We start from the raw sequence: 24,731 nt of genomic DNA on the forward strand, positions 1-24,731 counted from the left end.
GATTCAAAAAACGAGCCGTGACAGACTCATCGAGATCGATCAGGTCAATGTTCCTGTTCTTCATCCACCCAGAGAACGCGCACAGGACTCTTCGTTTCTTGCGAAGCGATACCTCGGAATAGTGTGCCGTCCGTAGACGATCAAGAAATGCATCGATGTGATGGGCCGGCAGCCCGCCGGATTCGCTGACTGTGCGTGTTGCATTCATCTGATCTCTCCTGGCCAGCGCGTTAGCCAGCCTGAGAAATCATATGTTTATGCCGACGCAGCGATCATGAAAGGCCATACCCACCGCCACGCGCATGCATGACGCGGCATAATCGAGGAGTCGGCATAACCCGTGCGAAAACGCGATCCGGCCGTTCTGCGTCGGGCGTCGTGGATGGTTGTTCAGCGATACGGTCGATGGTGCGAACGCGAGTGCCAATCTGTACTCGCTCGTCGAGACCTGCAAGGCCAACGGCATCGACCCGTATCGCTATCTCACCTGGCTGTTCCAACGCCTCCCGCTGTCGACCACCGTCGACGACTACGACGCGCTGCTACCCTGGAAAATGCCGGCCGACCTGCGCTGATCCACTTCCTTACCGCACCTCAGCCGCTCCACCGATTTACTCTGAGGGACGTCGTTCGGGGATCGCAGTTTGGATCGCCGCATGCAACTCACTTATTACGTGTAATTGAGTGTAATCGATCTTCCGCGCGCGAGCTGCTATATTTTTTGTGCGCAAGCTTTCTTATTTTGCGCTGTGAATTCAAGCGGATTTGAATTTTTCGCCAAAATCATGATGGCTAGGTCGCATTCGTCGTCAAATTGAAAACCGGAGAATGAAAATGTCAAATTATGTGCAATATGGCACCAATATCCGAATTAGCAATCTTTACGGAGGCGAAGGTAATCCCAGCTATCTCGGCATCAATACCAAACAGACTACGAGTATAACTAGCGCCCTGGACCCCATTGGAACGTACAAGTCATTTAGCGATTATGTAAATGAAACGCAATGGACAATAGGGTTGGTGGAATCCTCTGGTGATGGTAGCTCCGTTTATAGTGGCGATACGATTACCCTGGTAAATGCTAGTGATGGTGGTAATTTGGCATTATTCAACAGCTATCCCCCGAGCGATTCCGGCTACCCCGTGGCAACAACCACTGATACGGACGATGCTCTGGTTACTATCAACTGGACCATCATTATTACCACCAAAAAAAGCGGCAAAGATGTCGGCTTAAATTACGAGGACAACATAATTTTGGTGGCTAATTTTAATACTTTGGCAGGCGTTCTGGACACCAACGGCGCAGGTAATAATAAGCCCTTCCAATATTTGGTCACGGGTTCGCGTCTCGCCAATCGTGACGGCGGTAGCGGCACATGGAAGGTACTCACAGTGCAGGGCTGAGCTTAAATTTCGTGAACCTCAATTGTTGGGGACACTGATGGCGGGCGTAGCCCGCCATCGGCAGAGCGGAAATAGATCGGTCAAATCTCGCAACATCGATTGTTCGGCAGCCGAATCAATGCCGAACGACATCGTGCGTAAAATCAAATTGTGGAGGCATCATGGCTTCTGTTTATGCCGTCTTATACGATAAGAGCGGTACGTTTCTAATGGCTAAAAAGCAGATGAAGTCATACTATACCCAAGCCGACGGGGGGAAGGTCAATGCGCTTGGGTGGACGATAAATAGCGGCCCTGGAGAATATGCATTGCCTGGAGGCAAGTTAGAGGAACCTAACATCGAGGACGGTGCTAGGCGCGAGTTCTTGGAGGAAACTGGATTCAATTTGCCGCTTAGCCCCGATAATAATCCGCCGAGAACAGTGAAATTCAATGTGAAGGGTGGGGCATTGCCGCCCAATGCAACGAGCTTTGCTTTTTCGGCAGTATATTTTTGCGCAAGCGAAGAAGATGTGGAAAATGCGTGGAGCAATATATCAGAAATCGCCCTACCTAATTCTAGGGATATTGCCGGGGCAATTATGCGCAGGGACATTAAAACGTATTCAGAGATAACTTTATATGCAAGGAAGCATGGTATAAAAAAATGGCCGGCTGATAACGAGCTGAAATGGGTTTGGCGCTGGAGTTTTTCTAATAAAAATGACTGGGCCAAGATAGAATCAATGAAGAACGATGATAATATAGGTTGGTACTACTGCATTTTGGAGTATTTGTGTTTTCACATTCTCAATCGCAAGGTGTAAGGTTTTCAGGTGAATATTACTTTCAGAATTTAAATGCAGGCGCAAGGGGTTTGTGCGGATGTTCACGCCAAATGTCGCGAAAGAACTCTCGTCGAGTCACTCGATATTCTCATTATCTTTGGCGCGGGCGCCGTGGACATCTCGTCGGTGGGATCGAGTTGTGGCACTGCACGCGGCATTGACGATCCTTACGTGCAACCATTCGTCGTAATCGGCGGGCCTGAAAATCGCCACAGGCAGTATTTTATCATCGGATTCATGCATGCGGGCCGTAACAGGATGTCCGTCTGCAAAAGCAGTCAAACAGTTGTATCAGCGTTACTCCGTTCGGCACCTCAAAGTGCCTTAACTGAACGGCATTACCGCATGTGCGGGCTTTTTCTATCGGCTTCTCTTCCGGAAGTGTGACCGATGCCGATCTGTCGTCGGATCGTCGCGCACTTCCAATTCGAGTTGTGACGTGAAGCCAGCGTCGCCGGTAATCGTGTGCGTGACCTGTTTCACGAGCCACGGCGTTTCATCGATATCCGGTTTGAAGCCCACGACAGTGACGGGCATTTCTGGAAACAGCTCGGCACGGCCAAGCGCGAGCGCGTAAGACATGGTCGCCTGGCTGCGCTTGACGCGAGTCAGCTCATATGCTCTGGCCACATGCAAGTGTAGATGACCATGTACGAGAAACTAAGCAGTTGCTTGCCGAGCCTGATCGTTACGCGATGGTTATCGCCGTCTCATCCCAAGGTGAGGCGCTCGGCTTTGCTGAGGCTGCGATACGACGCGACTACGTCAACGGCTGTGACACCTCGCCGGTGCTTTTTCTCGAAGGCATTTACGTAGTCCACGGTATGCGTCACCAAGGTATCGCGAGTTTGTTGCGTACATCGATCGAACAGTGGGGCGCTTCGCATGGATGCGCAGAATTTGCTTCTGATACGTCTATCGACAACGTGGATGCGCAAGCTTTACACCGTGCACTCGGCTTTGATGAGACTGAGCGAGGCGTGTTTTTCCGGAAGCGTTATTTGACTCGCGCATTTCGTCGTTGAGATTCAATTCGCGGTGACCTGCTCTCCGCGTTTGGTCCGGTGACAGTGTAGAGTCCGTTCCAGAGTGTTCCAGGACAGGAGCGCCGCGTAGTCGTCGGCAGTATTCGCCAGAGGCAACTTCTGGAACAACGTGATCAGGTAACGATAGGGATCGATGACGTTGGCCTTGGCCGTCTCGACCAGCGAGTAGAGATTCGCACTCGACTGCGCACCAGCAACCGTATCGGCGAACAGCCAGCCCCGGCGCTTATGGAAAGGCTTTCCTAAGCGTCGCGGGTGGCTGTTCTCGGACACCGTCGACGGCGCGAACGCGAGCGCCAACCTGTACTCTCTCGTCGAAACCTGCAAGGCCGGCGGTATCGATCCGTATCGCTATCTCACCTGGCTGTTCCAGCGTCTCCCGCTGGCGAAGACCGTCGACGACTACGACGCGCTGCTTCCGTGGAAAATGCCGGCCAATCTCCGCTGACCCGCACCGCTACCACACCTCACGCGTTCTGCCACCTTACGCTGAGGGGCGTCGTTCGTGGATCGCTTACCCTTGTCCGCGATGTCGATGAAAAAACAGCCCATGCGACGCAGCAACGCCCGTACCCGCCTGTGACCCGACCGTGACCGGGGCGCTCATCTGCTCATCTTCAGGAGGAATGCGCGTTGCTCATTCAACGAGACATGCGCGGGTCCGGGTTGAACCACGCGGCAGTCCGCGCGACGTGCACCGACGGCGAGCCGCGAGGAGGAAGCAATGATTCAAACCGAACTGGAGCAACGCATCGAGGAAATCGAACTAGCGCTGGCGGGCATTTTCGAATCGCCGAAAGCGCCGCGCGTCAGCAGCTACGACGAAGGCGCGCGTCTTTTCATTCAGCTTTCATGGGTGATGGAATCGCATCGCGATACCTCGCTCGATGCGCGTTGCATCGTGACGATCGCGTTCACCAAGCCGCAGATCAGCCGCTATGCCGCGTTGGATACGGCACAGCGCCGAGTGTTTCAGGAGCGTCTGAGCGCATGGGTGCGCGCGGCGTTCAGCGAGCGCCAGAGTCCGCCGGAACTGCAAGGCGATTGCGCGGTGGAACTGGCGGCCCACGATGGATTGTTCGACGTGCCGCCAGCGCCGTCCTCTTATTAACGTGGCTCGCCTCGCGCGACGCCTGTCGCCGCCAGGTGTCAGTTGAAGTCCCCCGTCTCGAGTTCCACCGACTGTCCGCCGTTCTTCTGGAGCACCTTGCGCGTGGCGTTTTCTATTCGCGCGCGATTCGCCTCGAAGGTGCCGACGAGATCGTGAGCCGAGGTGCCGCCGTTGCCGAAGTGGTCGTTCAGCGCATCCAGTGACACGCTGCACCAGACGTCGGCTCCATCCACATTGGCTTCGAAGGCGACGCGCGCCGCTGCCACCACTTCGCGGCGTCCGGTGAATTCGATCCTCATCATGAACCTCCATTTGTCGAAAGAAAGCCTTGCGAATGCAAGCGCTGTGCCAAACCGGCGTTGTTTCCGATGTCGCTTCTGGCGTGGTTTCTTAGTTGCAAGCCGGCGGTCCCAGGCTCAGCGCGAATTCCTCGCAAGGCGCATACTTCACGTCGGCCGCCCTCGAACGGCCTGCTGTCGTGTCGCGGCGCGCATGCCGATTGTCATGCCGCCCGACGCCCAACATCCTAATACTAACCCTCGCCCCATGTCCCGCAGCCTGCAATCATCGCGCCGCCTCGTCATCGCCGCCGTCATGGCTTCGATGGCGATGGTCGCCATCGAAGCCACCATCGTTTCCACCGCCATGCCGCAGATCGTCGCGCAACTCGGCGACCTGCATCTGTATAGCTGGGTGTTCTCGTCGTTCCTGCTCACGCAGACCGCGATGACCGTGGTGTTCGGCAAGCTCGCCGATCTGTACGGACGCAAGCCCATCGTGCTGATGGGCATCGCGATCTTTCTGCTCGGCTCGGTGCTGGCCGGCTTCGCGTGGTCGATGCCCGCGATGATCGCGTTCCGCCTGATTCAAGGCGTTGGCGCGGGCGCGATCCAGCCGGTCACGCTGACCATCGTCGGCGACCTGTATCCGGCGCGCGAACGCGGCAAGGTGCAAGGCTATCTCGCCAGCGTGTGGGCGATTTCGGCGGTGGTGGGTCCGATGGTGGGCGGCTTCATCATTCACAACATCTCGTGGGCCTGGATCTTCTGGATGAACGTGCCGATCGGGCTTGCGTCCGCGGCGGGTTTCATCGCGTTCCTGCGCGAATCGGAGCGGCATGCGCGGCCGTCGATCGACTTCGGCGGCGCGGCGCTCTTCATGGCGGCGATCGCCGCGCTCATGATGGCGCTGACCTTCGCCGGCGACGACGAGCTTGCCCGGGCCTCGCTGGCGGGCGGCGTCTTCGTACTGTGCGTGTTGCTGTTCGTCTGGCAGGAGCGGCGCGCGGCGGAGCCGATGATTTCCTTCGCGCTCTGGAGCCGCCGCCCGATTGCCGCATGCAACGGCGCGACGCTGCTCTCCGGCATGATCCTGATGGGCGCGACCACCTTCCTGCCGATGTACGTGCAAGGCGTGCTGCATCGCTCGCCGGTGATCGCGGGCCTCTCGCTCACCATGATGATGGTGGGCTGGCCCGTCGGCGCGACGCTCGCGGCCAAGTCGTTTCACCGCATCGGCCTGCGCCGCATTCTGGTCGGCGGCAGCGCGTTCGTGCCGCTCGGCGCGGTCTTGCTGCTGTTTCTGTCGCCTGGCGGCTCGCCGCTCGTCGCGGCATTCGGCTCGCTGGTGATGGGCTTCGGCATGGGCACCTCGAGCGTCGGTTCGCTGGTGCTGATCCAGGAAATCGTCCACATGGACGAACGCGGCAGCGCGACGGCGTCGAATCTGTTCTCGCGCAATCTCGGCAGCACGCTGGGCGCGACGCTGTTCGGCGCGGTGCTCAACTTCGGCCTCAGTCACGCGAAGGATGCGGTCGCGGTCACCTCGGATCAACTGAAGGCGCTGCTGCAAAATCAGGCGGCGAGCCTCGTCAACAGCGACATGACCCGCATGGTGCTGCACGAGTCGCTGCACCTCACCTTCGTCTCGATCTTCGCGATCTCGATCTTCATGGTCCTGCTGCTGACGCTGGTGCCGGCGATTCACCTCGGCGCGGACCGCAAGATGCCGAACGAAGCCTTGGCGCCGATCGAGGACTGACGCCGCCGCGCATCCGGTGGCCGGTCAGTTTTTCGCGTACAGCGTCGACTCCGCGAAGCCTTCGGCGGCGAGCACCTGGCCCACCAGAATCAGCGCGGTCCGCTCGATATTCGCCGACTGCACCTTGCCGAGAATATCGTCGAGCGTGCCGGTGATTTTTTCCTCATCGGGCCAGCTCGCGCGGTAGATCACCGCGATCGGACAAGCGCCGCCGTAGTGCGGACGCAATTCATCGACGATGCGCGCGAGATGCCGCACGCCCAGGTGAATCGCCATCGTCGCGCGGTGTTTCGCGAGGTCGGCGAGTTGCTCGCCTTCCGGCATGGTGGTTTTGCTCGCATAGCGCGTGAGGATCAGCGTCTGCGAAATATCGGGCAGCGTGAGTTCGCAACCGAGCGCCGCTGCGCACGCGGCCGTGGCGGTCACGCCCGGCACGATCTCGTAGGGAATGTTCAACTCGCGCAATCTGCGGATCTGCTCGCCGATCGCGCCGTACAGGGACGGGTCGCCGGAATGCACGCGCGCCACGTCGTGGCCCTGGCCGTGTGCGTCCTTGAGCAAGGCGACGATCTGATCGAGGTCGAGCTCGGCGGTGTTGACCACTTGCCGCGCGGCATGGCCCTCAAGCACCGCGGCCGGCACGAGCGAGCCCGCATACAGAATCACCGGGCACGTGCGCACGAGGCGCTGTCCTTTCACCGTGATCAGTTCGGGATCGCCGGGGCCCGCGCCGATAAAAAACACCGTCATTCAACACTCCATGATTCATTGCGGCATGCGATGCATGCGCGGTTCAAACTGCGATTCGCAACGCTTCGAGCAGATCGGCCACGCGTTCGAATTCACGATCCACGGCGGGCAACGGCGGGCGGCGCAGCATGACAACGGGCACACCGCGTTCGCGCGCCGCTTCGAGCTTCGCTTCGGTCGCGCCGCCGCCGCTGTTCTTGCTGACCACCACGTCGAACGCTTCGGCGGCGAACAACGCGCGCTCGCCTTCGAGCGTGAAGGGTCCGCGCGTCGCCAGAATTCGCGCCCGCGCATTGCCTTCGTGCGGATCGAGACAGCGCACGGTCCAGAACTGATGCGCCGGAATGTCGTCGAGATGCGCGAGCGGTTCGCGTCCCAATGTAAATAGCGGACGCTCGAACGCAGCAAGCGCCGCCGTAAGCTCGGCCCAATCGCCGACCCTGCGCCAATCGTCGCCGGCTTGCGGCTGCCAGCCCTCGCGGCGCAGCGCCCAGCACGGCACGCGCGCCGCGCGGCTCGCCGTGACGGCGTTCGCGCTGATTTGCGCGGCGTAGGGATGCGTCGCGTCGATCACGAGCGCGATGCGTTGCGCCTCGATATAGCGCGCCATCCCTTCGCTGCCGCCGAAGCCGCCCACGCGCACCGTACACGCGAGATCGTCGGGCACCTTGCCGAGACCCGCGAGACTGTACACGTGCTCACGGCCGAGTTGCCGCGCAATCCGCAACGCGTCGCCGGTGCCGCCGAGCAGCAGGACACGCGTCATTGCGCGGCTCCGATCAGATTGCCCTGGCGGTCGATCGCGAACATTTCGACGTTGACCTGCGGCGGCACGATAGCGCGCGCCACTTCAAGCGCATGCCGGCAGACGATGTCGCCGAGCGGCACGTTTTGCGCCCGCGCCAATGCGACCGCCTGCTGGCTCGTATTGGCCGCGCGAATCGCCGCCTGCAACGCGTCGTCGGCGCCGTCTTCGGCGGCCCAAACGGCGAGCCGTTCCAGATCGATGCTCGAATTGCGGCTATGCAGATCGAGATGCCCCGCCGCGAGTTTGCTGAGCTTGCCGAAGCCGCCGCATACGCTCAACCGCTCGACCGGCGCGCGCTTCATATGCTTGAGCACCGCGCCGACGAAGTCGCCCATCTCGATCAGCGCGATATCCGGCAGGCCGTAATGCGCGCGCATCGCGTCCTCGCTCGCGTTGCCGGTGCAGGCGGCGAGATGCGTGTAGCCGTTCGCGCGCGCGACGTCGATGCCCTGATGGATCGACGCGATATAGGCCGAGCACGAGAACGGCCGCACGATGCCGGTAGTGCCGAGAATCGACAGGCCGCCGAGTATGCCCAGGCGCGGGTTCATCGTCTTGAGCGCGAGCGCCTCGCCGTCTTCGACGCCGATCGTCACCTCGAAACCGCCTGCGTAGCCGTGCTCGGCGGCGAGGTCGGTGAGATGGTCGGTCATCATCTTGCGCGGCACCGGGTTGATCGCGGGCTCGCCGACCGGCAGCGTCAGTCCCGCGCGCGTCACCGTGCCGACGCCGGGCCCCGCGCGAAAAATCACACCCGGTTCGGTCAGCAGCCGCACGCGGGCGAACACAATCGCGCCGTGCGTCACGTCGGGATCGTCGCCGGCATCTTTCACGGTGCCCGCTTCCGCGCCGCCCGCGCCGTCAGCGATGAAGCGGCAGTACACCAGCGGCATCGGCACATGCTGGCCTTTCGGCAAGACGATTTCCGCAACCTCGCTGACGACGCCCGCGAGCAGCAGACGCGCCGCCGCGAGCGACGTCGCGGTGGCGCAACTGCCGGTCGTATAGCCGCTACGCAGCGGCGCGGGTTGTTCGGGCGTTTCTTCGCGCATTACGGTTGTCGCCGTGATTCGGATGACGTCGCGATGGCGGCCGTATCGGTTTCACGCGCGGCCTTCGTCACGTCCAGCAACGTGATCGGCAACGCCTGGCGCCACGTATCGAAGCCGCCGAGCGGTTGCGCGTCGGCCAGCGCGATGCGTGTGAGCGTGCCGCCATGTTGCTCGCGCCAGGCCGCGAGCGCCGCCTCGCCTTGCAAGGTGACCGCGTTGGCGACCAGCCGGCCGCCGTCGCGCAGACGCGCCCAGCACGTCTCCAGCACGCCCGCCGCCGTCGCGCCGCCGCCGATGAACACGGCGTCCGGCGCCGGCAGCCCTTGCAGCGCTTCGGGTGCGCGCCCGGCCACGAGTTGCAGACCCGGCACGCCCAGCGCGTCGCGATTGTGCTCGATGAAACGCTGCCGCTCCGCGTGCCCTTCAATCGCGATCGCGCGGCAGGTCGGATGCGCGCGCATCCATTCGATGCCGATCGAGCCGCTGCCCGCGCCCACGTCCCACAGCAATTCGCCGGGCGTCGGCGCGAGGCGCGCCAATGTGATCGCGCGCACGTCGCGCTTGGTCAACTGGCCGTCGTGGCGGAAAGCGTCGTCGGGTAAGCCGCAGGTCAGCGGCAGACGCGGCGCGCCTTCGGTCGCGCGGCATTCGAGCGCGATCAGATTCAACGCGGCGACATCGGGAGCGGACCACTGATCGGCGCGGCCGTCGATGCGACGTTCCAGCTCGCCGCCCAGATGTTCCAGCACGATCATGCGGGTCGCGCCGAAGCCGCGCGCATTCAGCAGTTCGGCCAACGCCGCGGGCGTGCGCCCATCGGCGCTCAACACGAAGACGCGCGCGCCGTCGTGCAAATGCGCGTTCAGCGCGGGCAGCGGCCGCCCCACCAGCGACACGGTCGCGACCTCCTGCAACGGCCAGCCGAGCCGCGCCGCCGCCAGCGACAGCGACGACGGCGCGGGCAGCACCCGCAACTCGCCGGCCGGCAACTGCCGCGCGAGCGTCGCGCCGACGCCGAACAGCATCGGATCGCCGCTCGCCAGCACGCATACGGAAGCGCCGCGCTCGGCCAGCAACGGCGCGAGATCGAACGGCCGCGGCCATGCCGCGCGGCGCGCGGCGAGGCGCGCGGGCAGCATCGCCAGATGACGCTCGCCGCCGTAAATCACCGACGCCTCCAGCAACGCACGCCGCGCGGGCCGTCCCAAACCGGCGAAGCCGTCATCGCCCATGCCCACCACCGTCAGCCACGCAGGCATGCATCCATCCTCATTCTGTGTCTTCAAATCATGCGCTGTGCCACGCCGGTCAAAGCGTCCAGCCTCGTTGTGCTGTCCGAAAAAAGGCATAATACAGCCGCCGGTGCCCTTCGGGGCCGAAGAGGGAACACAGTGCCACTGTGGCTGCCCCCGCAACTGTATGCAGCGAGTCCGTTTGCGCTCCGCGCCACTGGTTTCACCGGGAAGGCAGCGGCGGACCATGACCTGCCAGCCAGGAGACCTGCCGGCGAGACTGTTCGTGCCAGCCTGCATCGGGCGGGGTGTACCGATGCCGCAGCAATGCCCGCCTCACGGCTTGCTCGGGCTTTCGCGCGACGCTAAACCCGGTGTCCGTCTTGAATCAAGTTTCGCCCTCCACCGTTTTGCCCGACGCGGCCCCAGCGCCACGGCCCTCGGCGTGTCCGGGGCTGCTGCGCATCGTCGCCGCGCGCGACGGCGGCATCTGCCGGATCAAGCTGCCTGGCGGCGAGTTGAGCGCCGCGCAGGCCGAGGCGATTGCCGAGGCGAGCGCGCGGCATGCGGCCGGCGTGATCGAGTTGACCAATCGCGCGAACCTGCAGGTGCGCGGCGTGCGTGGCGGCGAGGCAGCGGCGTTGAGCGCGGCGTTGGTGGCGGCGGGGCTTGGGCCCGATGGAGCGGCGCCCGACGCGGCGGCTGGTTCGGATGCGATGGCGAAGCGCGCCGCGCCGGCTTCCAACTCGCTCCGCGCGGCGGCCGCCGACGACGTGCGCAACGTGATGATCAGCCCCGCCGCCGGGCGCGATCCCTTCGCCTTGTTCGACACGAGGCCGCTGTGCGCCGAACTGCTGGCGCTGCTGCAAGGCGAAGCGCGCTTCGCGGCGTTGTCGCCGAAATTCGCGCTGCTGGTGGATGGCGGCGAGCGCCTGGCGAGGCTCGATCATCCGCATGACGTGTGGCTCGCGGCGTCGCAAGTTCGTGACGGTGTGCGGTTCGTGTTCGGTCTTGCGGGTTGCCCGCCAGCGGTGGCGTTACCGCAAAACCCGGCTGCCGGTTGCGATGACTCGACACAAGCTCGTCGCGTGGACGACGCAGGCGCATTAGCCGCCGTGTCGTCATCGCAAGTCCCTGCGCTTGTCCGCGCGCTGCTGCACTCGTTTCTCGACCTCGCCGCCGCCGACGCCACGCGCATGCGTCACCTGCTCGCCGCGCGTTCCGTCGACGCCGTATTGCAGCGCGCGCAAACGTATGTCGATTTCCCGCTGTCACGCGACGCGTCGCTCGCGTCCTGGCATCGCGCGACACCGGCCGATGCCGCGCGTCGTCTCGGCGCGCACGCCCAACGCACGACGGAGACCTGGCACGTAGGCGGCCAGCCGCCGCTAGGCCGCCTCGACGCCGCCACCCTGCATGCCCTCGCCGCGCTCGCACGACAGCAAGGCAACGGCACGCTGCACGTCACGCCGTGGCAAAGCGTGCTGCTGACCGACATCGCGGCGCACGCCGTGCCAGCCGTGCTGACCGCACTGAACACGCTGGGCCTCGCCTGCGATGCCACGCAAGCCATCACGCGTCTGATCGCCTGCGCGGGCTCGCCAGGCTGCGCGAAAAGCCTCGCCGACACCAAGGCCGACGCACTGCGGCTCGCCGCGCGCTTGCCCGAGAACGTCGAGGTCCATCTGAGCGGCTGCCCGCGCTCGTGCGCCGCCGCGCATCGTGCGCCGTACACACTGCTGGCTGTGTCGCCCGGCACTTACGACCTTTATCGACGCGACGACGGGCACTCGGATTTCGGCCAGTGCGTCGCGCGCCAACTGACGATCGACCAGGCCGCCGACCTGCTCGACCACCTGGCCCGGAGCCCATAGATGCTTGATTACATTCGCGACGGTCAGGAGATCTATCGCCAATCCTTCGCGACGATCCGCGCGGAAGCCGATTTATCGCGCATCCCCGCGGACCTGGAAAAACTCGCGGTGCGCGTGATTCACGCGTGCGGCATGGTGGATATCGTCGACGCCCTGCAATTTTCCGCAGGCGCGGGCACCGCGGGCCGCACGGCGCTCGCGCAAGGCGCGCCGATTCTCTGCGATGCCGGCATGGTCGCGCAAGGCATCACGCGCGCGCGGCTGCCCGCGAACAACGAAGTGATCTGCACGCTCACCCACGACGACGTACCGGCGCTCGCTCGCGAACTCGGCAACACGCGCTCGGCCGCCGCGCTCGAATTGTGGCGTCCGCGACTCGCGGGCAGCGTCGTCGTGATCGGCAATGCGCCGACCGCGCTCTTTCATTTGCTCGACATGCTCGATGCCGGCGCGCCGAAGCCCGCGCTGATTCTCGGTTTTCCGGTGGGCTTCGTCGGCGCGGCCGAATCGAAGGCGCTGCTCGCGGACGACAGCCGCGGCGTGCCCTACGTGGTGGTGCACGGCAGACGCGGCGGCAGCGCGATGGCCGCCGCCGCCGTGAACGCGCTCGCGACGGAGGTCGAATAAATGACCGTGCAAGGACGTTTGTTCGGACTCGGCGTCGGCCCCGGCGACCCTGAACTCATCACGCTGAAGGCGCTGCGTCTGCTGAAAGCGGCGCCCGTGGTCGCGTATTTCGTCGCGAAGGGTAAGAAAGGCAACGCGTTCAGCATCATCGAAGCGCATTTGCACGACGCGCAGCAGCATCTGCCGCTCGTGTATCCGGTCACCACCGAAGCGCTCGAACCGCCGCTCTCGTATGAAGCGATCATCGCCGACTTCTACGACACGGCGGCGGAGATCGTCGCCGGTCATCTCGATGCGGGCCGCGACGTGGCCGTGATTTGCGAGGGCGATCCGTTTTTCTACGGCTCCTATATGTATTTGCACGACCGGCTCGCGGCGCGCTACGAGAGCGAAGTCGTGCCCGGCGTGTGCTCGATGCTCGGCGGCGCCGCCGTGCTCGGCGCGCCGCTCGTCTATCGCAACCAGAGCCTCTCCGTGCTCTCGGGCGTGCTGCCCGAGGACGAATTGCGCCGCCGTCTCGCCGATGCCGACGCCGCCGTCGTGATGAAACTCGGCCGCAATTTCGACAAGGTGCGGCGCGTGCTGGGCGAACTCGGTCTCGCGCGGCGCGCGCTTTACGTCGAGCGTGCGACGATGGGCAATCAGCGCATCGTGCCGCTCGCGGAAGTCGATCCGATGGCGTCGCCGTATTTCTCGCTGCTCGTCGTGCCGGGGGAAAAATGGCAAGGATGACGCCACCCGCGATCGTGATTCTCGGCGCGGGCGCGTTGACGACCGCGCGGCGCATTCAAGCTTTGTACGCGAATAGCCAGGTGCATGGGTTGCAGGGACGCGTCGCGGCCGATGTCTCGTACAGCGAACTCGGCGCGCATCTGCGCGAGTTGTATGCGCGCGGCACGCCGATCGTCGCGTTGTGCGCGGCGGGCATCGTGATTCGTTGCGTCGCGCCGTTGCTCGCGAACAAGGGCGCGGAGCCGCCGGTGCTGGCCGTCGCGGAGGACGGCAGCGCGGTCGTGCCCTTGCTCGGCGGTCTCGCCGGCGTCAACGTGATGGCGCGCGTGATTGCCGCCGCGTTGGCCGTGTCGCCGGCGATCACGACGAGCGGCGAATTGCGCTTCGGCACCTGCGTGCTCAATCCGCCCGAAGGCTATGCGCTCGCCGATCTCGGCCAAGGCAAACGCTTTGTGTCCGATCTGCTGGCCGGCGAGAGCACGCGGATCGAAGGCGAAGCGCCGTGGCTCGACGATGCGCAGTTGCCGCGCTCGGCATCGGCGCGTCTCGCGATTCGCGTGACGCCGCGAGCGTGGAGCGGACGTGATGACGAACTGGTGATTCATCCGCGCAGTGTGGTGGTGGCGGTGTCGGGTGCGGGTGCGGAGATCGAAGCGCGCGTGCGTGAGGCGCTGGATGCGCAGGGTCTTGCGGTGCTTTCTCTCGCGGCGTTGCTGGCTTCGTCTGAACACATGGCGGACCAGGCGCTCGCTCAGGCCGCCGCCAGTCTGAACGTGCCGCTGCGTTTCACTCAAACGCATCCCGAAGACGGCGAGCGGCCCAGCAACCTGCTGCATGCCGCGCTGCGCATTCCCTACGAAACGCTGCATGACGACGCGACTAGCGGCGTCGCGCTCGCAGTGGCGCCGTTGGCGATCGATCCCGACACGATCGGCCGCGCACGCGGCCGTCTGACGGTGATCGGCCTCGGCCCCGGCAGCGCCGATCTGATGGCGCCCGCCGCGCGCGCGGCGCTGAACGAAGCGACCGATATTCTCGGCTACGACACCTACGTGAAAATGGCCGGCCCGTTGCGCGCGGATCAGCGCGTGCATGGCACCGACAATCGCGAGGAAATGCAACGCGCGCGTCACGCGTTCGAACTGGCGAGCATGGGACGCTCGGTGGTGATGGTGTCGTCCGGCGATCCGGGCGTGTTCGCGATGGCCGCCGCGGTGCTCGAAGCGCTCGACGCCGAGCGGAACGCGCAGTGGCACGCGGTCGACCTGTCGATCGTGCCGGGCGTGTCGGCGGCGATGGCCACCGCCGCGCAAGCCGGCGCGCCGCTGGGTCACGACTTCTGCATGCTGTCGCTGTCCGACAATCTGAAGCCGTGGACGATCATCGAAAAGCGTCTAAGGCACGCGGCCGAAGCCGATCTGGTGATGGCGTTCTATAACCCGATCTCGCGCGCGCGTCCGTGGCAACTGGATAAGGCGCTGGACATCGTGAGGGAATATCGCGCCGCGACCACCAAGGTGGTGCTTGGCCGCGATATCGGCAGGCCGGGCGGCACGCTGCGCACGATCGCGCTCGGCGAACTGCGCTCGTCCGACGTGGATATGCGGACGATGGTGATCGTGGGCTCATCGACCACGCGGGGCTTCGCCAAAAACGCCGAAGGCGGCGAATGGATTTATACCCCGCGCTGGTACGAGTGAATCGATCCAGATAACGGGTGGGGTGGCCTATGCCGCCGCCTTCAGATCGTCGATCGCCCGCTGCCTGACGCCCAAGTCGTCCCACAACTCGGGATGGCAGGTGAACACCAGGATCTGATGGCGCGTCGCCGCGTCGATCAGCGCGCGCTTGATGGCATCGCGCCGCGCGGCGTCGGTATGCACGGCGGCGTCGTCCAGCATGAGCAAGGTCGGCCGGCCCGATGCCTTAAGCAGATCCGCATACGCGAGCCGCGTCAGAATGCCGAGCTGTTCGCGCGTGCCGAAGCTCAGCGCGTCGAGCGTATCCGCGCGGCCATAACGATCCAGTGTCGCGGGACTCAGATCGTCGCCGAGCGCGATGGTCGATTGCGGAAAAATTCGCCGCAGATAATGCCCGAGCCGCTCGGTCAACGGCGCGCGCAGTTGCGCCACCGCCGCGTCGCGTTCGTCGACCAGCACTTCGTCGAGCAGGCTCAACGCGCTGGCCCGCAAGCTGAGTTCGTCCTTGCGGCGCGTGGCCTGTTCGACGCGCGCCCGCACCGCCGCGAGACGCTCGCCGAGGCCGGAGGCGCCGACCGTCTCCAGTTGACTGCGCAATTGCGCGATCCGCACTTGCCGCTCATGCTGCTCGCCGCGCGCGAGTTCCGCCGACGCGCGATAGCGCTTCGCCTCGGCAGCCGGATCGTCGAGGCGCGCGGCTTCCAGTTCGCGCTCGCGTCCCTCGCGCTGCTTCCTCAATGCATCGACCTGTACGCGCTGCTCGATCATTTTCGTCTGCCATTGCGCGCGGTGGCGGCGGAACGCTTCGTCGTTCAACTGCGCTTCCTTGCGCTGCAATTGGGCGGCGAGCGAGTCGGTCGTGGCTGTCGCGGTCGATCGTTTTTCCGCCGACTGCGCCAGCAGTTTTCTGGCGGCTTCCCATGCATCGCGCGCGATCTCGGCGTTGCGGCGCGCTTCGTCGAGCGGCGGCGCGGCGGACACATCGGGCAGCAACGCCAGCCGTTCATTCGACGCCTGCCAGCGCGCGCTAGTGGAAGCCAACGCCGCACGCAGCGCGTCGATGCCCTGCGGCGCGTGCACTTCGAGAATCTTCGCCTGGCTCTTCTGTTGCGCGACGAGCGCCTTCCACTGTTCATGGCGCGCTTCGGCCTCACCGAGCGATGCCACGCCCAACGCCTGCAACAACTGCGCATGACCGGCTTCGAGCGAGGCAAGCTCGGATAACCGCGCCGGCAAATCGGAGACGCCCGGAATCACGCGCAACTCACCGAGCGCGCCGAGGCCGATCAGCTTCTCCTCGTCCAGACGCAACACGCCCGCGCCGCTCACCTGCGCTTCGCCAACCGTGATCGCGCCGTTCAGCCGGTATTCGATGCGCGTCATCGCCGCTTCGGTGCGCGCACGCAGCACCGTCAATTCGGCATCGAGCGATTGAAGCCGCTTCAGTTTCGCCGCGTCGATTTCGAGCGAAGCCGCGGCGCGCGCGGCTTCGAGAACGGCGTCGTTCGCCTTGCCCGCGTCGGCGATCGCGGCTTCGAGCCGCTCGCTTTCGGCGCGATGCAGGCCGATCTGGCTGCGCAAGTCCGCCGCGCTCACCGCCGCGTTCGCCAGGTCGAGCGCCCGGTTGGCATCGGCGGAGGCTTGCTCGAATCGCGCGACGCTCGCCGCGGCTCGATCATGCTCGGTTTGAACGGCGGACACGTTGGCTCGCGCCGCATCGAGTTGCTGCCGCTCGCGAGCGACGGCCGCTTCCAGTTCGGCCGCGCCCTGCTCCTGTTGCAACGAAAGCGCCAGTTCCGCTTCACTCACTTGCAGCGACTGTGCGAGTTGCTGAACGCTTCGTTCGAGTTCCGCCGCGGCGTCGGCGCGCTGTTGCGCCTGCACGGCTTTCTGCTCGTGAAGCTCCCAGGGCCGCTTGCGTTGCGTGTCGTCGAACGCTTCCTGAAGCGCGGCGAGGCGCGCGATGTTCTCCTCGAACTGCTCGCGCTGCTGTTCCAGCTCGTCGCGCTGGACAAGCAGCGCGGCCAGGGCCTGTTCGGCTTCGGCGAGCGGCCCGGTGGACTTCTGCGTGCGGGCCGTGAGCAGTTGCCGAAGTTCGCGCTGCACGGCGGCGATCAACGCGTCCTCACCCGCCGACTCCCGGCTGCCCGACAGTTGCGAGAGCGCGTCGCGCAGATACTGCGCCGCGTGCCCGGTCGAATCGCGCATCTCCTGCGTGCCGCCCTGCTGCACCCACAGCAAACCGGGAACGCCGGCGTTCTCGGCTTTCAACGGCCCGCGCGCGGCACGCGAAAAACCGAGCAATGCCGCGAGCTTGTCCTCGGCTTCGTCCTCGCTGAACACGGACTGGCCGATCCGCAACTCGCAGCGCTGCCGCGAGACGAACTGCTTCGACAGCTTGCAGCTCGTGCCGTCCAGATCGAAAGTCACTTCGACCGACGGCTGCCCGCTCGCCTTGCCCCACGGCAACAGATCCTTCAGATGCGAGGCCTTGTAGCGTTCGAGAAACACGGCGCGCACCGCTTCGGCGATCGTGCTCTTGCCGGCCTCGTTCGGTCCGGTGAACAGATTGAGCCCCGGCTGCAAATCGTCGACCACAAGCCGGCCGGTGAACTGCTTGAACTCCTGGATCGCAATGCTTTCGAGCTTCATGCGGACCTCGCTTCGCGCGGCAGTTCACGTTGAATGCGCGCCAACAGCAACAACGCCTCGGCCGCGCGCGCGACCTCTCGCGGGTCCGACTGCGGGTCCTCCTGCAAGCCACGCAGACGCGCCACCACCTTCGCGAGATAGCCGCTCTGCGCGCCGAGTTCGGCGAGGTCGTCGGCGGTGGGCAGCACTTGCAGGCCGCTCAGATCGACGCGCAGCGCGCGCACTCGCGCGCGGGCTTCCTCCACCGCGACGTGCAGCGCCTCGGCATCGGCCAGCGCGGCCGTGCCGCTTACCGCGAGACGCAGCACGTCGTTGCCGTTCAACGCCGCGAGGCGCGCCTTGAGCGAATCCACGTCGGTCGGCACGGCAATCGTTTCGTCCCAGCGCCGCCATTGATATTTGCCGACCCGCACCGGCTCGACCCGCGGCGACGCGCCAGGCTCGCGCAACGTGACGTCGAGCATGAAGCCGGGATCGTTGCCGCGAAAACGGTCCTGTTCGTGCGTGCCGGCGTACCAGATGCGCTCGTCCACCCGCAGGTGGCCGTGCCAGTCGCCGAGCGCGAGATAGTCGAGCCGCGCGCTCGCCGCACGCGTGGGCGCGATCGGATTCGACGAATCGATGCCCTCCTGCAGGATGCCGCTCACGCTGCCGTGCGCGAGCCCGACGCGGTGATAGCCCGGCGGCGTCTCGGCGGCGTCGAAGAAAGCGGTGGTGTCGTCGTAGGTGATGCGTTGCGTGAGCGGCGCGCAGAGCAATGCAGAGCGGCACTCGTCGAGCAGCACCACGCCGGGTTCGAGCACGAGCCGCACGTTCGGCGCGACGCAGTTCAGCCGCTGCGCGCGGGTCCACACGCTTTCGACCAGCGCGGCGTCATGATTGCCCGGCAGCATGATCCACGGTCCCGAGAACGCTTGCAATGCGCCGAACAGGCGGCGGATCACCGTGTCCGACACCGTTTGCAGGTCGAAGACGTCGCCCGCCACCAGCACGGCGTCGACCTTGCGTGCGGCCGCTTCGTCGGCGATGCGGCGCACGGTTTCGAAGCGCGCCTCCGCCAGATGCGCGGCCTCGTCCGGCTCGAACTGGCCGAATTGCGTGCCTATCTGCCAGTCCGCGGTGTGCAGAAACCTGATCACTGTGCCTCCATTCCGTTCAATTGCAGCGTCGCCTGGTCTTGCGTGGCCTTGCGTGGCCTTGCCTGGCGTTGTGGCGTCGGCGCGGGTTCGACCGGTGGGCGCTCATCGCGTGCATCGTGTCTTTCGCGCCTGGCCGAACCGCCCGCTCCAGCACTCCAGCCGCAGATGTTACCGCGCCGACGCGGCAAAGATAGCCCCACGTGGATGGCGCATTGCCCGAACAGCGGCGCTACACTCGCGGTTCCGAACGCGCGCGTCGATTGCTGCGCCGTATTTCAATCGAATGGAACCCGCCGCACCGCTGCCGATGAACAAGGAAATCGAACTCAAGAAGGCCAAGCGCACACCCTTGCTGCTGTTGCTGGCGGCCGCCTGCGTCTTCGTGGTCACCGCCTTCATGCCGCGCGGCGTGTGGGTCGACGGCATCAAGGCGGTGGCGGAAGCCGCGATGGTCGGCGCGCTCGCGGACTGGTTCGCGGTGGTCGCGCTGTTTCGCCGCGTGCCGATTCCGATCGTCTCCGCGCACACGGCGATCATTCCGAGGAACAAGCACAAGATCGCCGACAACCTCGCGGTCTTCGTGCAGGACAAGTTCCTGGACGTGCCCTCGCTGGTCGGTCTGATCCAGAAGCACGACCCGGCGCGAAGCATTACCGGCTGGCTGACGCAGCCGGCCAACACCGCGCGGCTCGGCGACTACGTCGTCAAGCTCACCGGCGGCATTCTGGATTTGACCGACGACGTGCGCATCCAGGTCTTCATCAAGGACGCCTTGCGCGGCGTGCTGGCCAAGGTCGATCTGTCGCAATCGATGGGCGCGATTCTCGACACGCTCACGAAGGACGGCCGTCATCAGGAATTGCTCGACGCCGGCATCGAACAGGTGCTCGCGTTGCTGCGCGAAGAGCAGGCGCGCGCGTTTATCGCCGACCGCATCGTCGACTGGGTGAAGAGCGAATACCCGAAGATGGAAAAGATCCTGCCCTCCGCATGGCTCGGCGAGAAAGGCGCCGAAGCGATCGCCAACGCGGTGAACCGGATGCTCGAACAGATCAGCGAAAACCCCACGCATGAGCTGCGTCAAAAGTTCGATGACGCCGCGCATAAGCTGATCGCCAAACTCAAAACCGATCCGGCGTTCCTGCAAAAAGGCGAGGAACTGAAGCGCTATCTGCTGGAAGGCGACGCGCTCGGCACCTATGTGAAGGACATGTGGGGCGAATTGCGCGCCTGGCTCAAGCGCGATCTGCAAAGCCCCGACTCGGCCTTGCACGCGAAAGTGATGGCGATGGGCCAATGGGTGGGCCGCGAGCTCGCGCACGATCCCACGCTGCGTCAATCGCTGAACGATCACCTGGAGGACGCGGCGCGCGGCATGGCGCCGGACTTCGCGCAGTTCCTGACGCGCCACATCAGCGATACCGTGAAGAACTGGGACGCGCGCGAGATGTCGCGGCAAGTCGAGCTGAACATCGGCAAGGACTTGCAATACATCCGCATCAACGGGACGATCGTCGGCGGCTTTATCGGGCTCGTGCTGTACGCGAGTTCGCAACTGTTCGAGTTGCTGCGCGTGCATGCGGGATGAGCGCGTGGAGCGTCGCGCGCTGCTTCTATAAGCCTTGAGACGATCAAAGCGCCTACAATTCGGGCATGCGTATTGCTGCCAGGCGCTTTAGTCGACGCCGACGTTCCAGCCGCGCGCGCCTTCCCTATAAAGCGACGCCATTCAATCGGAAAGTGTGCTCATGAAATTATCGCTCCCGCCGCATGGGCGGCCGAACCGCGTCTATCCGCCGGGCACGCCTGGCCTGCACGGCCTCGCCTCGGTGATCACCGGCGTCGTGGTGGTGTGCGCGCTGTACTTCGGCCGCGCGGTGCTGATTCCGATCACGCTCTCGGTGCTGCTCAGCTTCCTGCTCGCGCCGCTCGTGCAGACGCTGCGGCGCTTGCATATGGGACAGTTGCCGTCGATCTTCATCGCGGTGCTGTTCGCTCTCGCCACCCTGCTCGCGGTCGGCGGACTGATCGGGGCGCAACTGGTGCAACTCGCCGGCGACCTGCCCCAGTATCAGGTGGCGATCGAGCAGAAGATCGAGACGGTGCAGGAAAAGACCGTGGGCCGTGCCGATTCGCTGATGAAGCGCGCCGCCGCCACGCTGCAACGCGTCGCGCCGTCGAAACCGAATCCGCCGCGCCCTACCGGGCGCGCCGCGCGCAATGCGCCCGCCGTGCCGACGCCCGTCGAAGTGCACGAGCCGTCGCCCACGCCGTTGCAACTCGCCCAGCGCGCGTTGTCGCCGGCCATCGCGCCGCTCGAAACGACCTTCATCGTGCTGGTGGTGACGATCTTCATCCTGTTGCAGCGCGAGGACTTGCGCGACCGTTTGATCAGCCTGTTCGGCTCGCGCGATCTGCACCGCACCACCACCGCGATCAACGACGCCGCCGGGCGCCTGAGCCGCTACTTCGTCGCGCAACTAGGCGTGAACGTGAGCGCGGGCGGCGTGATCGCGATCGGTCTCGCGATCATCGGCGTGCCGGGCGCGCTGCTGTTCGGCGTGATCGCCGCGTTGCTGCGTTTCGTGCCGTATATCGGCATCTGGATCGCGGCGATCCTCGCCGTCTTTCTCGCCGCCGCCATTCAGCCGCAATGGACGATGGCGGTGTATACGCTGATTCTTTTCATCGTCGTCGACGTGGTGGCCGGGCAGGTCGCCGAGCCGCTGCTGTACGGTCACCGCTCGGGGCTGTCGCCGCTCGCCGTGGTGGTGGCGGCGATTTTCTGGAGCTGGCTGTGGGGACCGGTCGGCCTCGTGCTGTCCACGCCGCTCACGTTGTGCGTCGTCACGTTGGGCCGCTATGCGGACCGCCTGAACTTCCTCACCGTGCTGCTGGGCGATCAGCCCGCGCTCACGCCGGCGCAGACCTTTTATCAGCGCCTGCTCGCCGACGATCCGCATGAGGCGATCGTGCAGGCCGAGCGTCTGTTGCGCGAGATGTCGCTGATCGACTACTACGACAAGGTCGCGCTCGAAGGTCTCAAGCTCGCCCGCAACGACGCGATGCGCGGCGTGCTGATGCCCGAGCAACTGGCGCGGGTCAACGAGTCGCTGGTGGATATCGTCGAAAACCTGGAAATCGCGGACGGCGTGCCGGAGCGGTTGTCTCGCGCCGATCCGGCGGAATCCGCCGGGGCGGCGCTGGCTTCGGCGTCGGCGGATCTGTCCGAGCGGCCAGAGAGCCATATGTCGGCGCATCCGCACTCGCGCGCCGAGACTGAAAAAACCTCGGTGCTGTGCGTGCCCGGACGCGGCGCATTCGACGAAGTCACCACCGCGATCGCCGTGCAACTGCTCGGCCGCCAGGGCCTTGCGCCGCTAATGGCGACGCACTCGGGCTATCGCAGCGCGCGCGCCGACGAACCGGCCTTCAAGGATGCGCCGATCATCTGCATCGTCTCGCTCGACGCGCCGGAATCGCCGCCGTATCTGCGCAATATGTTGCGCCGCACGCGGCAATGGCGGCCGCGCGCGACGCTCGTGGTCGGCGTCGGCGGAGCGCCGCAAGCGGGGCCGGAAATGGGCGCGACCGGCGCTTCGCATGCGGCGCCGACCTTCCGCGCGATGATCGAGGAATGCCTCGCGGCGGCGGGCACGCAGCACGCGCGGCAGGCTTCGCATGTGGGCGGGAGTGGTTGAAGGAGTGACGGCGGGTTGACTGCGGGTTGACTGCGGCGTTGACGGGCGGGAATGGCTGCGGCGTTGACTGCAGGAACAGCGCGAAGCCGGCTGCGGCACCGACCCTGCCCGCCGCGAAATGGAGGAAAGCCGAGTCCCTCTGCGGCGCTCAGCGCGAAGCCCGCGTCATATCGCCGAAGGTCGGCCGCCCGCCTCACTGCTGCGGATACAAGCCCAACGTGCTCGCATGCAGCCTCGCGAGACCGAGCAACGCATCCGTGTAAGGCGTCGCCACATGAGTCAGTTGGCCGAGTTCGCGCACCGCGGCCACCAGCGCATCCAGTTCGACCGCCTTGCCCGCCTGCACGTCCTGCAGCATCGAGGTTTTCATCGCGCCGAGCTTGAGCGTGACCTCGTGGCGATCGTCCGGCGCCTGCTCGATCGGAATGCCGAAGCGCGCGCCGATCTCCTTCGCTTCCAGCATGATGCGCGTGACGAAGCCGCGCACCAGCTCGTCGCTCAGAATCCGGTCGGTGGTCGCGCCGGTGATGGCGCTGATCGGATTCATCGTCATGTTGCCCCACAGCTTGTACCAGACGTCGCGCTGAATCTGCTCCGACATCGACGCATTGAAGCCTGCCGCGGCGAGCGTCGCGGTGAGCGCCGCGACGCGCTCGCTCGGCTGCCCCGACGCCTCGCCGACGATCAGCCCATTGCCCTGATGATGCCGGATCACCCCCGGCGCCTCGACGAGGCAACTGGCGTGCACCACGCAACCCACGGTCTGTTCGGTCGGAATCGCGGCGGCGATCGCGCCGTCAGGATCGATCGACTTGAGCCGCTTGCCCGCGAAGTCGCGGCCAAGGCCGTCGCAGAACCACCACGGCACGCCGTTCATCGCCGTCAGCACGATCGTCCGCGGACTCAGCAGCGGCGCGACGTGCGCGGCCACCGACGCCATCGCCGGTCCCTTCACCGCCACCACGACGAGGTCGTGCACGCCGAGTTCGGCCGGCTGTTCGCTCGCCTTCACCTTCACGGCATGCGTGGCGCCGCCTTCGATCAGACGCAAGCCGTGCTCGCGCAATGCGCCGAGCGTCGCGCCACGCGCCACCACGCCGACATCGTGGCCGGCCTGCGCGAGCTTCACGCCCATCCAGCCGCCGATCGCGCCCGCACCGTAGATCGCTACTTTCATCGCTTCAATCCTTGCGTTTAGTCGTTTATGTTTAATCTTCGCGTTTAATCCTCGCGTTTAATCCTTATAGCTCGCGTCGATGCGGTCCACCCGCCGCACCAGCGCGTCGAACACGTCCTGTCCCGCACCGTGACGCGGGTCGAACTGCAACGCGTCGCGCGAACAGCGAATCGCGACCTCTTCCGGCACGGGCCGCGCGCGCCCCATCGAAAACGTCGCCATCTGGATCTCGCACGCGCGGTTCAGCGTCCATAGCATCGCGAAAGTCTGCGGCAACGTGCGGCCCCACGCAAGCAGGCCATGATTGCGCAGGATCACGGCCTGCCGGTCGCCGATATGTTCGAGCAGGCGCGGACCTTCATCCGCGTGAACGGTGATGCCTTCGAAGTCGTGGTACGCAACGCGCTCGTGCAACTGCGCGCTATAGAAGTTGGTTTGCTGCAAGCCGTCCTCGAGACACGCCACCGCGACGCCCGCCGTGGTGTGCGTATGCATCACGCAGTGCGCGTCGGGCAAGCCTTCGTGAATCGCCGCATGCACGACGAACCCCGCGGGATTCACCGGATACGGCGAGTGGTCGAGCACGCGCCCTTGCACGTCGATCTTCACGAGATTGCTCGCCGTCACCTCGCTATAGTGCAGGCCGAACGGATTGATCAGAAAATGCCGCTCGCCGCCGCTCGCGCTCGACGGCACACGCAACGTGATGTGGTTGTAGATCATCTCGGTCCAGCCGAGCAGGTCGAAGATGCGATAGCACGCGGCCAGTTGCACGCGCGCCTGCCATTCGTCGGGATGCATCGCGGCGTGCTTCGGTGCGTCGGCCGCTTGCATCTCAAGGGTCGGGGTCATTCGA

The 24,731-nt window shown here is 64.9% G+C and carries 20 protein-coding genes, 5 pseudogenes and 1 riboswitch; of the genes and pseudogenes, 13 read left to right on the forward strand and 12 right to left on the reverse strand.

Annotation, left to right across the window (positions count from 1 at the left end; genetic code table 11):
- Positions 1-208 (reverse strand): annotated as a pseudogene (locus tag BUE39_RS35520) (integrase); the annotation flags it as partial.
- Positions 209-332: 124 nt separating this feature from the next.
- Between BUE39_RS35520 and BUE39_RS17120 the strand changes: the two are divergent.
- The 3 genes and pseudogenes from BUE39_RS17120 to BUE39_RS17130 form a co-directional block, all read left to right on the forward strand.
- Positions 333-575: pseudogene (locus BUE39_RS17120) on the forward strand (transposase domain-containing protein); the annotation flags it as partial.
- Between the two features lie 259 nt (positions 576-834).
- Positions 835-1,407, forward strand: coding sequence for a hypothetical protein (locus BUE39_RS34235; protein ID WP_073430009.1), 573 nt, complete (start codon positions 835-837; stop codon positions 1,405-1,407).
- Between the two features lie 161 nt (positions 1,408-1,568).
- A complete protein-coding gene (locus BUE39_RS17130; protein WP_073429919.1) occupies positions 1,569-2,213 on the forward strand; it encodes an NUDIX hydrolase in 645 nt (214 codons plus the stop codon).
- A gap of 381 nt (positions 2,214-2,594) precedes the next feature.
- Here the strand turns inward: BUE39_RS17130 and BUE39_RS17135 are convergent.
- Positions 2,595-2,849 (reverse strand): annotated as a pseudogene (locus BUE39_RS17135) (phage late control D family protein); the annotation flags it as partial.
- A gap of 2 nt (positions 2,850-2,851) precedes the next feature.
- Between BUE39_RS17135 and aac(6') the strand changes: the two are divergent.
- Positions 2,852-3,259, forward strand: a complete 408-nt coding sequence (gene aac(6'), locus BUE39_RS17140; protein WP_073430010.1) for an aminoglycoside 6'-N-acetyltransferase — start codon at positions 2,852-2,854, stop codon at positions 3,257-3,259.
- A gap of 3 nt (positions 3,260-3,262) precedes the next feature.
- Here the strand turns inward: aac(6') and BUE39_RS17145 are convergent.
- Positions 3,263-3,505, reverse strand: a pseudogene (locus BUE39_RS17145) (transposase domain-containing protein); the annotation flags it as partial.
- 22 nt (positions 3,506-3,527) lie between these two features.
- On the opposite strand from BUE39_RS17145, the pseudogene BUE39_RS17150 reads away from it, so the two are divergent.
- Positions 3,528-3,728, forward strand: a pseudogene (locus tag BUE39_RS17150) (transposase domain-containing protein); the annotation flags it as partial.
- Between the two features lie 276 nt (positions 3,729-4,004).
- Positions 4,005-4,391 (forward strand): DUF3022 domain-containing protein, encoded by a 387-nt coding sequence (locus BUE39_RS17155; RefSeq protein ID WP_073429920.1) that lies wholly within the window; start codon positions 4,005-4,007, stop codon positions 4,389-4,391.
- A 38-nt stretch (positions 4,392-4,429) separates the two neighbouring features.
- Here the strand turns inward: BUE39_RS17155 and BUE39_RS17160 are convergent, their stop codons facing one another.
- Complete coding sequence (locus BUE39_RS17160; RefSeq protein WP_073429921.1) at positions 4,430-4,690, reverse strand: DUF1488 family protein; 261 nt, start codon at positions 4,688-4,690, stop codon at positions 4,430-4,432.
- Between the two features lie 247 nt (positions 4,691-4,937).
- On the opposite strand from BUE39_RS17160, the gene BUE39_RS17165 reads away from it, so the two are divergent.
- Positions 4,938-6,431 carry an MDR family MFS transporter gene (locus tag BUE39_RS17165; RefSeq protein WP_073429922.1) on the forward strand — a complete coding sequence of 498 codons (1,494 nt, stop codon included), beginning with the start codon at positions 4,938-4,940 and terminating at the stop codon, positions 6,429-6,431.
- A gap of 24 nt (positions 6,432-6,455) precedes the next feature.
- On the opposite strand, the gene cobM is transcribed toward BUE39_RS17165, so the two are convergent.
- From cobM to BUE39_RS17185, 4 genes are read right to left on the reverse strand one after another with little or no spacing between them, the layout of a single operon-like run.
- Entirely contained in the window at positions 6,456-7,181 is a 726-nt protein-coding gene (gene cobM, locus BUE39_RS17170; RefSeq protein WP_073429923.1) for a precorrin-4 C(11)-methyltransferase, read from the reverse strand.
- A gap of 43 nt (positions 7,182-7,224) precedes the next feature.
- Positions 7,225-7,947: a cobalt-precorrin-6A reductase gene (locus BUE39_RS17175; protein ID WP_073429924.1), complete on the reverse strand. Its 723-nt coding sequence runs from the start codon at positions 7,945-7,947 to the stop codon at positions 7,225-7,227.
- Positions 7,944-9,041, reverse strand: a complete 1,098-nt coding sequence (locus tag BUE39_RS17180; protein WP_073429925.1) for a cobalt-precorrin-5B (C(1))-methyltransferase — start codon at positions 9,039-9,041, stop codon at positions 7,944-7,946. The genes BUE39_RS17175 and BUE39_RS17180 overlap by 4 nt, the downstream gene beginning before the upstream one ends.
- Positions 9,041-10,300: a bifunctional cobalt-precorrin-7 (C(5))-methyltransferase/cobalt-precorrin-6B (C(15))-methyltransferase gene (locus BUE39_RS17185; protein ID WP_073429926.1), complete on the reverse strand. Its 1,260-nt coding sequence runs from the start codon at positions 10,298-10,300 to the stop codon at positions 9,041-9,043. The genes BUE39_RS17180 and BUE39_RS17185 overlap by 1 nt, the downstream gene beginning before the upstream one ends.
- A gap of 84 nt (positions 10,301-10,384) precedes the next feature.
- A riboswitch (cobalamin riboswitch) is annotated at positions 10,385-10,563 on the forward strand.
- A gap of 84 nt (positions 10,564-10,647) precedes the next feature.
- Between BUE39_RS17185 and cobG the strand changes: the two genes are divergently transcribed.
- The 4 genes from cobG to cobJ are packed head-to-tail and all read left to right on the forward strand — an operon-like array spanning position 10,648 to position 15,206.
- Positions 10,648-12,147 carry a precorrin-3B synthase gene (cobG, locus tag BUE39_RS17190; protein ID WP_083086373.1) on the forward strand — a complete coding sequence of 500 codons (1,500 nt, stop codon included), beginning with the start codon at positions 10,648-10,650 and terminating at the stop codon, positions 12,145-12,147.
- Positions 12,148-12,774 (forward strand): precorrin-8X methylmutase, encoded by a 627-nt coding sequence (locus BUE39_RS17195; RefSeq protein WP_073429927.1) that lies wholly within the window; start codon positions 12,148-12,150, stop codon positions 12,772-12,774.
- Positions 12,775-13,506: a precorrin-2 C(20)-methyltransferase gene (locus tag BUE39_RS17200; protein ID WP_073429928.1), complete on the forward strand. Its 732-nt coding sequence runs from the start codon at positions 12,775-12,777 to the stop codon at positions 13,504-13,506.
- Entirely contained in the window at positions 13,503-15,206 is a 1,704-nt protein-coding gene (cobJ, locus tag BUE39_RS17205; protein WP_083086372.1) for a precorrin-3B C(17)-methyltransferase, read from the forward strand. Before BUE39_RS17200 ends, cobJ begins: the two co-directional genes overlap by 4 nt.
- Positions 15,207-15,233: 27 nt before the next feature.
- Here the strand turns inward: cobJ and BUE39_RS17210 are convergent, their stop codons facing one another.
- Positions 15,234-17,858 (reverse strand): AAA family ATPase, encoded by a 2,625-nt coding sequence (locus tag BUE39_RS17210; protein WP_073429930.1) that lies wholly within the window; start codon positions 17,856-17,858, stop codon positions 15,234-15,236.
- Complete coding sequence (locus BUE39_RS17215) at positions 17,855-18,997, reverse strand: metallophosphoesterase family protein (RefSeq protein ID WP_073429931.1); 1,143 nt, start codon at positions 18,995-18,997, stop codon at positions 17,855-17,857. The genes BUE39_RS17210 and BUE39_RS17215 overlap by 4 nt, the downstream gene beginning before the upstream one ends.
- Before the next feature lie 307 nt (positions 18,998-19,304).
- On the opposite strand from BUE39_RS17215, the gene BUE39_RS17220 reads away from it, so the two are divergent.
- Together BUE39_RS17220 and BUE39_RS17225 are read left to right on the forward strand one after the other, a co-directional pair.
- The gene (locus tag BUE39_RS17220) at positions 19,305-20,585 is read left to right on the forward strand and encodes a DUF445 domain-containing protein (protein WP_073430012.1); all 1,281 of its coding nucleotides are present in this window, start codon (positions 19,305-19,307) and stop codon (positions 20,583-20,585) included.
- A gap of 160 nt (positions 20,586-20,745) precedes the next feature.
- Positions 20,746-22,698 carry an AI-2E family transporter gene (locus BUE39_RS17225; protein ID WP_073429932.1) on the forward strand — a complete coding sequence of 651 codons (1,953 nt, stop codon included), beginning with the start codon at positions 20,746-20,748 and terminating at the stop codon, positions 22,696-22,698.
- A gap of 193 nt (positions 22,699-22,891) precedes the next feature.
- Here the strand turns inward: BUE39_RS17225 and BUE39_RS17230 are convergent, their stop codons facing one another.
- Both BUE39_RS17230 and BUE39_RS17235 read right to left on the reverse strand, forming a co-directional pair.
- The gene (locus BUE39_RS17230; protein ID WP_073429933.1) at positions 22,892-23,875 is read right to left on the reverse strand and encodes a 2-dehydropantoate 2-reductase; all 984 of its coding nucleotides are present in this window, start codon (positions 23,873-23,875) and stop codon (positions 22,892-22,894) included.
- Positions 23,876-23,932: 57 nt separating this feature from the next.
- Entirely contained in the window at positions 23,933-24,727 is a 795-nt protein-coding gene (locus tag BUE39_RS17235; protein WP_073429934.1) for a class II aldolase/adducin family protein, read from the reverse strand.
- Positions 24,728-24,731 lie beyond the last annotated feature (4 nt).

Origin of the sequence: Paraburkholderia terricola (assembly GCF_900142195.1) — a bacterium.
Classification (GTDB): domain Bacteria; phylum Pseudomonadota; class Gammaproteobacteria; order Burkholderiales; family Burkholderiaceae; genus Paraburkholderia; species Paraburkholderia terricola.